A 5,809-nucleotide genomic window follows, 5' to 3' on the forward strand; every position below is an offset into this window, starting at 1 on the left:
GCCGCAGGCCCATCTGTAAGTGACAGATTACTCCGTCTTTCCCGGTCCCCTCATGCGGGGGAAGCGTGTATCCGGTATTAGCATCCGTTTCCGGATGTTATCCCAGTCTTACAGGCAGGTTGCCTACGTGTTACTCACCCGTCCGCCGCTAACTATCAGAGGAGCAAGCTCCTCTTCAAGTCCGCTCGACTTGCATGTATTAGGCACGCCGCCAGCGTTCGTCCTGAGCCAGGATCAAACTCTCCATTAAAGTGAAGATTTGACTTGCTCATTCTGTATTGCTTATCTATCATCCCATTAAGGAATGACAGGGCAGTTCGCTCGTTGTTCAGTTTTCAAAGAACAATTACTTCGTTTGTCTTACTCTGTCTTGCTTGTCCCTGCCGCTCTCACGACCGGAATTAGAATATACCATACTACGCAGATCATATGCAAGTGTTTATTTTTTTCGTTCTTTCGTGGCCGGCTTTTCAGCCGTTATTAACTACTGCTCACTTCCACTTAACAACCCCTCGCTTGCGGCCGGATTCATAGGTTATCATGGCTCGTGCACTAAAGCAACTGGAAGTTAGCACCGCTGCTCATTTAAGAAGCTAAATATAATCAAAACATCGTTCCATCAAAAATATAGACATTTTCGGACAAGTCGCATCCATATAATACATTGATCGCGAAACTTCGGAGGGAGTGACGACATGTTTTATCATGTAAAGGAGCTGCAATATCAGGCAAAGCCCGACCGGCCGGATCCGATCTTTGCCCGTAAGCTGCAGGAAGTACTGGGTGGGCAATTCGGTGAAATGACTGTTGCTCTGCAATATCTTTTTCAAGGCTGGAGTACACGGGGAGACGGCAAGTATAGAGACTTGTTGTTCGATACTGGTGCGGAGGAGCTCGCTCATATTGAAATGCTGGCTACCATGATTGCTCGTTTGCTCGATGGCGCACCCATTGGAGATACCGAAGAAGCAGCCAAAAACCCCGTCGTCGGGGCTATTCTGGGCGGCATGAATCCGCAGCACGTCATTGTATCAGGCCTTGGCGCTATGCCTGCTGACAGCAACGGCAACCGCTGGGATGCTAAATATATGATCGCAAGCGGAAACCTCTTGGCTGATTTCCGGGCAAATTTGAACGCTGAATCCCAAGGTCGGCTGCAGGTCGTGCGGCTGTATGAAGAAACAAGTGACAGAGGCGTCCGTGATATGCTTTCCTGGCTCATTGCCCGTGATACTATGCATCAGAATCAATGGGCTGCTGCCATCGCCGAACTTGAAGAAAAAGAAGGACTCGTCGTTCCGAGCACATTCCCAAGGGAGCTTGAGAAGAGAGAGGTGTCCTATACCTTATTCAATCTATCCCGCGGAAATGAAAGCGCACGTGGACGCTGGGCGAGTGGACCAAGTATGGATGGCTGCGGTACCTTCCAATACGTTGAAAATCCACAGCCGCTTGCTCCTAAGCCCGTATTGGCCCCAGCGCCTCCATATATTCATGATACACCGCCAGCCGCAATAAAAGACGGTCCCATGATGCCCCCAATGTAAGATGATATACAGTGCACTACATAAAACCTCCCGGCTGACAACACCGGGAGGTTCTTATTCTGTATCTTTAATTCTTCCCGTCGCGCTGCCCATTCATCCGCGAAGGGGCTCTGCCCGGTTCGATGGTTACTGGCTGTTTCGTATAACGAGTCTCATGTGATCGGATTGCCCCCGCCTGGTGCGTGGCTAAATCCCGGATTTCCGGGTTAGTCTCTTTGCCGCTCATCACGTTAACCCTGTGCTACTTTAAGTGCAAGCTGAGCGTTTTCCAGATCCATCTGAATCTGCGCTTTCGCATCACTTGGGATATACCAGCCTTTACTGATCATATAATTAGAAATTTGCTCATGCGTATCGATGGCAGTATTCAGCTGACGCTTCAGCATATTGCGGACTTCAGGAGTTGCAGATTCGGTTATCGCGACGGACAAGTTGCGGACGCCCGTTTTGGCATAAATCAAGAAGTCAGTAGCTAAAACCTTATCGGTCATTACGTTCATTCCAGTCATATTCTCTACAAGAGCATTCATTGCAGGCACCTCCTCTATATATTATTTAACTGCGTTAGACAGAATAGATTGGAGCTCTTGAATAGCAGTTACGCTATTGGTAACATCCGTATTCATAATGTTCTTCAACTCTTGGTCGGAAACAAGCATTTGCATTGTTTTGGCTTTTGTAACACACGTATTTTTGAACATCAGAATTTCATGCAAATCCAGCAATTCATGGGCGCCCAGACCAGTTGGTGTATTCATAGTTGGTTTTCACCTCCTTTACTTCTTCATCACCTTAAACTACAGAGAAGCATTAAACTGCTTTAGATCTTCAATAAATTCCTTCGGCAGCTCTTTATCTTCCCCGAAGCTTTCACATAGCGTATGAGCTACAAACTCAGCGCTTACCCCATAATGCTTCAGTATGGTATTAATTGTATCAAGGTGCTCATGGTTATCGACATACTCATTTAGTCTGCTCATGATTTTCTCCTCCTTCACTTCACACTTATTTTTTGCTTGAACCAATCATTTTTATCCCGGCAAAAAAACATAGACAATTTCCCATTAGCCCGATCTGGGCATATGGTGTCTTATCAAACATTGGAGGGATGACGATCGTGTATTCCGATCAGCGAAACACCCAGCCTCACCTTGCATGGCACGAAACACTGGAGCTTCATGAACTGACCGCTTTCCAAAGCAATTGCCTGATGGCCTTTAAGATGAATGTACCGGACATTAAGGACCCAACACTGCGTGCGCTCTACGCCGAAACGATTGACACGGTGGAGAATAACCTAAAGGAACTGATTCAATACGTACCGAAGGCTCCAACAATCGCACATAGAAGCTCTGCAGATGATCTTACTGGTTTTTATGGCGGGCAGCTGCTTATCTTTGCCAAAACTTCTGTACGTAACTATGCAATTGCCATCACGGAAACTGCCACACCACAGCTTAGAGAAACCCTGACTCGTCAACTAAACAAAGCGATTGAGCTGCACGCCAAGGCATTTTACTTCATGTATGAGCGCGGTTTTTACCCGTCCTACAACCTGCAGAAGCTGCTAACTAACGACGTCATTCTCGCCAAAAAAGCGCTGTCCATGTAATCAAGTCAGGCGAACCGGCTTCAGCCCCCCTTCAAAAAAAGCCTGAAGCCGGTTCTTTATTTTTCCTCCGGTTCATAACCTTCCTGCTCCACCTTCACCTTTCGATCCTTCAGCTGATGTATCCCATCGCTTGTACCCGCCATATATACATCCGAAAATTGCTCATGTGTCAGCTCGGTTCCCTTAAGCTTGTGATTCTCGTCCCGGCTTGTTTGACGCTCTGTCATGGCGCTTCCCACCTTTTCCTAAACATCATTACACGCCAACCATTATCCGCAGGACCAGCTCCGTTTATTCAACCTATATTCAGCACATAAAATCAGGCGCATCTATCCAACATAAGCCGTACCAGATTCAAAATCCATCTTAACAGGAGTGCAGCAATGAAATTCAAACATGGCGAAGCGACAAGCGCAAGGGCACATAACAATCCTGTAAAAAAAGAAGACAAGCTTCACTGGTGGCAGTTGTCTCTGCTTGGTGTGGCTTTCACAATCGGTACAGGTTATTTTCTTGGATCCGGTATAGCTATCAAGATCGGTGGACCCGGCGTACTGATTGCATTTGTTTTAGCCGGCTTCGGTACTTATATTGTCTTTGACGTTCTAGCCCGGATGACATCCGAGGATCCTCTTGAGGGATCCTTCCGATCGTATGCCAAGAAGGCCTTTGGACGCTGGGCCGGCTTCACAAGCGGGTGGGTCTACTGGGCATCTGAGCTCCTCATTATGGGAAGTCAGATGACTGCCCTGTCGCTCTTCTCACGCTTCTGGTTCCCGAATGTACCCATGTGGCTGTTTGCTAGCGGCTATGCCATTCTCGGGTTAATCATCATTCTGCTTGGAACAAAAGGTTTTGAACGGTTTGAAAATGTGTTCGCCATCATTAAGGTTTCCGCCATTGTGATGTTTCTGATCATTGCCACGGCAGCCCTGATGGGCTGGATTGGTACCGGGCGATATACGCCTTCGGTGCCTGGAACGGCCGGAGAATATTTTCCGCATGGCTTTATTGGGTTATGGTCCGCTCTGCTCTTTGCTTTCTACGCCTTCGGTGGTATCGAAATCATGGGTATTATGGCCATGCGGCTTCAAGATCCCAAGCAAGCGCCCAAGGCCGGTAAAATGATGCTGATGCTGCTCACGACTATCTACATCGCATCCATAATACTGGCAATCACTCTTGTTCCGTGGAATACCCTAAACGCAAAAAAGAGCCCCTTCTTGACGGCTCTTGATCAATATAATTTACCGCTGGTTCCGCATATCTTTAATGCCGTACTGATCATCGCAGGCTTCTCGACCATGGTTGCTTCGTTGTTTGCCGTCACTACCATGCTGGTAACACTGGCACAGGATAAGGATGCACCCGTCTTTTTCGCCAAAAAGGTGTTGAAGGGCTGTCCACTTCCAGCTATTGGTTTAACGACTGCAGGATTGATTGCTTCTATAATCTCTGCTCTGCTTATGCCCGGTAAAATCTACGAATATGTAACAACCGCCGCAGGACTGATGCTGCTTTACAACTGGTTCTTCATCCTGGTGACATCCGGCAAGCTGCTCAAGCTCAGCAAATGGGCGCAGGCAAAGCGTTTTACAGGCATGCTAATCCTGCTCACTGCTGTTTCCGGTTCTCTGTTTCATGAGACAAGCCGGCCTGGCTTTTATGTCAGCTTTGCGTTCGTTGCCCTGATTGGGACTGTGACTCTTTTGATGATGCGCCACTGGAAGAAGACAGGGGGACATCGTACGCATATCGCTTCTGCTGGCGGGGAAACTGCGCATAAGATTATAGGTATGGACTACAAGTTAGGGGAAGAGAAGACGAAACGCTTGAATGCCAAAGTAAGATCCAAATCCGATTAGCGATAAGCCCGATAGCATGGAAATAAACTTGAGCAGTCCTGATGTCATCCATTTACGGAATGAGCTGGCCACAGCGGCCATGGTCAGATCCCATAACAGAATACCGAATATAATCGCTCCGCTGTAGAGCAGCAGTTGGCGACTGTCATATTTGGCAGCCGTCTCTGCCAGTACGGAACCGTATATCCCCAGCCAAAACAATATCGTCATTGGATTCGATAGTGACATGAGAAAACCTGAAATAAAAGATTTCAATTTTGTTTCATCTTTACCTTCTGAACTGGCTTCACCTATACTGTCGAGACTAAGTAGGCTCTCTATACCGGTGTAAATGAGTACAAAAGCGCCGAAGAGGTAGAGAAAGGTTTTCATGAAGGGGATCTCAATAAAATGCACAATACCCATATACACCATCATCATATAGAGGGCATCTGCGACCATGGCTCCCACTCCCACCAGCCAGGCATTCATGAAGCCGCTTTTGATTCCTCGGTCCAGCTGGGCCGCGTTGATCGGTCCGATGGGAGCGGACAGGGACAAACCCAATAGGATATAGCCGAAAATTGTACTCATTTTTACCGGAACCCTCCTGCGTCCTAAAGATGTACTTGTACCATCTTATTCACAAGGTTCGGCTTGTACGACTGTTTCTATCAAAAATAATCAAGCTTCCTGGCTGCAGAGTATCGGACTGAAAATAGAATAAAGCCCGTTAAGCATTATGCTTAACGGGCTTTATTAGCTTGGCAACGTCCTACTCTCCCAGGACCCTGCGGTCCAAGTAC

At 47.5% G+C, this 5,809-nt stretch carries 9 protein-coding genes and 1 rRNA gene; 3 read left to right on the top strand and 7 right to left on the bottom strand.

Going from position 1 to position 5,809, the window contains the following annotated elements; all coding sequences use genetic code 11:
- A 16S ribosomal RNA gene (locus tag L1N82_RS22865) occupies positions 1-250 on the bottom strand; the annotation flags it as partial.
- A gap of 445 nt (positions 251-695) precedes the next feature.
- On the opposite strand from L1N82_RS22865, the gene L1N82_RS22870 reads away from it, so the two are divergent.
- Positions 696-1,547: a manganese catalase family protein gene (locus L1N82_RS22870; RefSeq protein WP_235289778.1), complete on the top strand. Its 852-nt coding sequence runs from the start codon at positions 696-698 to the stop codon at positions 1,545-1,547.
- A gap of 67 nt (positions 1,548-1,614) precedes the next feature.
- On the opposite strand, the gene L1N82_RS22875 is transcribed toward L1N82_RS22870, so the two are convergent.
- From L1N82_RS22875 to L1N82_RS22890, 4 genes are read right to left on the bottom strand one after another with little or no spacing between them, the layout of a single operon-like run.
- A complete protein-coding gene (locus L1N82_RS22875) occupies positions 1,615-1,773 on the bottom strand; it encodes a hypothetical protein (protein ID WP_235289779.1) in 159 nt (52 codons plus the stop codon).
- 4 nt (positions 1,774-1,777) lie between these two features.
- A complete protein-coding gene (locus L1N82_RS22880; RefSeq protein ID WP_235289780.1) occupies positions 1,778-2,077 on the bottom strand; it encodes a spore coat protein in 300 nt (99 codons plus the stop codon).
- A gap of 21 nt (positions 2,078-2,098) precedes the next feature.
- On the bottom strand, positions 2,099-2,305 hold the full coding sequence (locus tag L1N82_RS22885; RefSeq protein WP_235289781.1) for a hypothetical protein: 207 nt from the start codon (positions 2,303-2,305) through the stop codon (positions 2,099-2,101).
- Positions 2,306-2,344: 39 nt separating this feature from the next.
- Positions 2,345-2,527 carry a hypothetical protein gene (locus L1N82_RS22890; RefSeq protein ID WP_111147636.1) on the bottom strand — a complete coding sequence of 61 codons (183 nt, stop codon included), beginning with the start codon at positions 2,525-2,527 and terminating at the stop codon, positions 2,345-2,347.
- Positions 2,528-2,655: 128 nt separating this feature from the next.
- Here L1N82_RS22890 and L1N82_RS22895 point away from each other — a divergent pair, with 128 nt between their 5' ends.
- Entirely contained in the window at positions 2,656-3,159 is a 504-nt protein-coding gene (locus L1N82_RS22895) for a spore coat protein (RefSeq protein WP_235289782.1), read from the top strand.
- Between the two features lie 56 nt (positions 3,160-3,215).
- Here the strand turns inward: L1N82_RS22895 and L1N82_RS22900 are convergent, their stop codons facing one another.
- Positions 3,216-3,386, bottom strand: coding sequence for a YozQ family protein (locus tag L1N82_RS22900; RefSeq protein ID WP_235289783.1), 171 nt, complete (start codon positions 3,384-3,386; stop codon positions 3,216-3,218).
- 156 nt (positions 3,387-3,542) lie between these two features.
- Between L1N82_RS22900 and L1N82_RS22905 the strand changes: the two genes are divergently transcribed.
- Positions 3,543-5,024: an amino acid permease gene (locus L1N82_RS22905; RefSeq protein ID WP_235289784.1), complete on the top strand. Its 1,482-nt coding sequence runs from the start codon at positions 3,543-3,545 to the stop codon at positions 5,022-5,024.
- On the opposite strand, the gene L1N82_RS22910 is transcribed toward L1N82_RS22905, so the two are convergent.
- A complete protein-coding gene (locus L1N82_RS22910; RefSeq protein ID WP_235289785.1) occupies positions 4,968-5,597 on the bottom strand; it encodes a LysE family transporter in 630 nt (209 codons plus the stop codon). The two genes, L1N82_RS22905 and L1N82_RS22910, sit on opposite strands and share 57 nt — an antisense overlap.
- Between the last annotated feature and the right edge of the window lie 212 nt (positions 5,598-5,809).

It is taken from the genome of Paenibacillus tarimensis (genome assembly GCF_021532315.1).
Taxonomy (GTDB): Bacteria; Bacillota; Bacilli; order Paenibacillales; family Paenibacillaceae; genus Paenibacillus_I; species Paenibacillus_I tarimensis.

What these genes read in the sequence shown, in the direction of transcription:
- L1N82_RS22875 (WP_235289779.1), bottom strand. Translation starts at nt 1,773, where the DNA reads ATGAGCGGCAAAGAGACTAACCCGGAAATCCGGGATTTAGCCACGCAC.
- L1N82_RS22870 (WP_235289778.1), top strand. Translation starts at nt 696, where the DNA reads ATGTTTTATCATGTAAAGGAGCTGCAATATCAGGCAAAGCCCGACCGG.
- L1N82_RS22895 (WP_235289782.1), top strand. Translation starts at nt 2,656, where the DNA reads ATGACGATCGTGTATTCCGATCAGCGAAACACCCAGCCTCACCTTGCA.
- L1N82_RS22880 (WP_235289780.1), bottom strand. Translation starts at nt 2,077, where the DNA reads ATGAATGCTCTTGTAGAGAATATGACTGGAATGAACGTAATGACCGAT.
- L1N82_RS22890 (WP_111147636.1), bottom strand. Translation starts at nt 2,527, where the DNA reads ATGAGCAGACTAAATGAGTATGTCGATAACCATGAGCACCTTGATACA.
- L1N82_RS22905 (WP_235289784.1), top strand. Translation starts at nt 3,543, where the DNA reads ATGAAATTCAAACATGGCGAAGCGACAAGCGCAAGGGCACATAACAAT.
- L1N82_RS22885 (WP_235289781.1), bottom strand. Translation starts at nt 2,305, where the DNA reads ATGAATACACCAACTGGTCTGGGCGCCCATGAATTGCTGGATTTGCAT.
- L1N82_RS22910 (WP_235289785.1), bottom strand. Translation starts at nt 5,597, where the DNA reads ATGAGTACAATTTTCGGCTATATCCTATTGGGTTTGTCCCTGTCCGCT.
- L1N82_RS22900 (WP_235289783.1), bottom strand. Translation starts at nt 3,386, where the DNA reads ATGACAGAGCGTCAAACAAGCCGGGACGAGAATCACAAGCTTAAGGGA.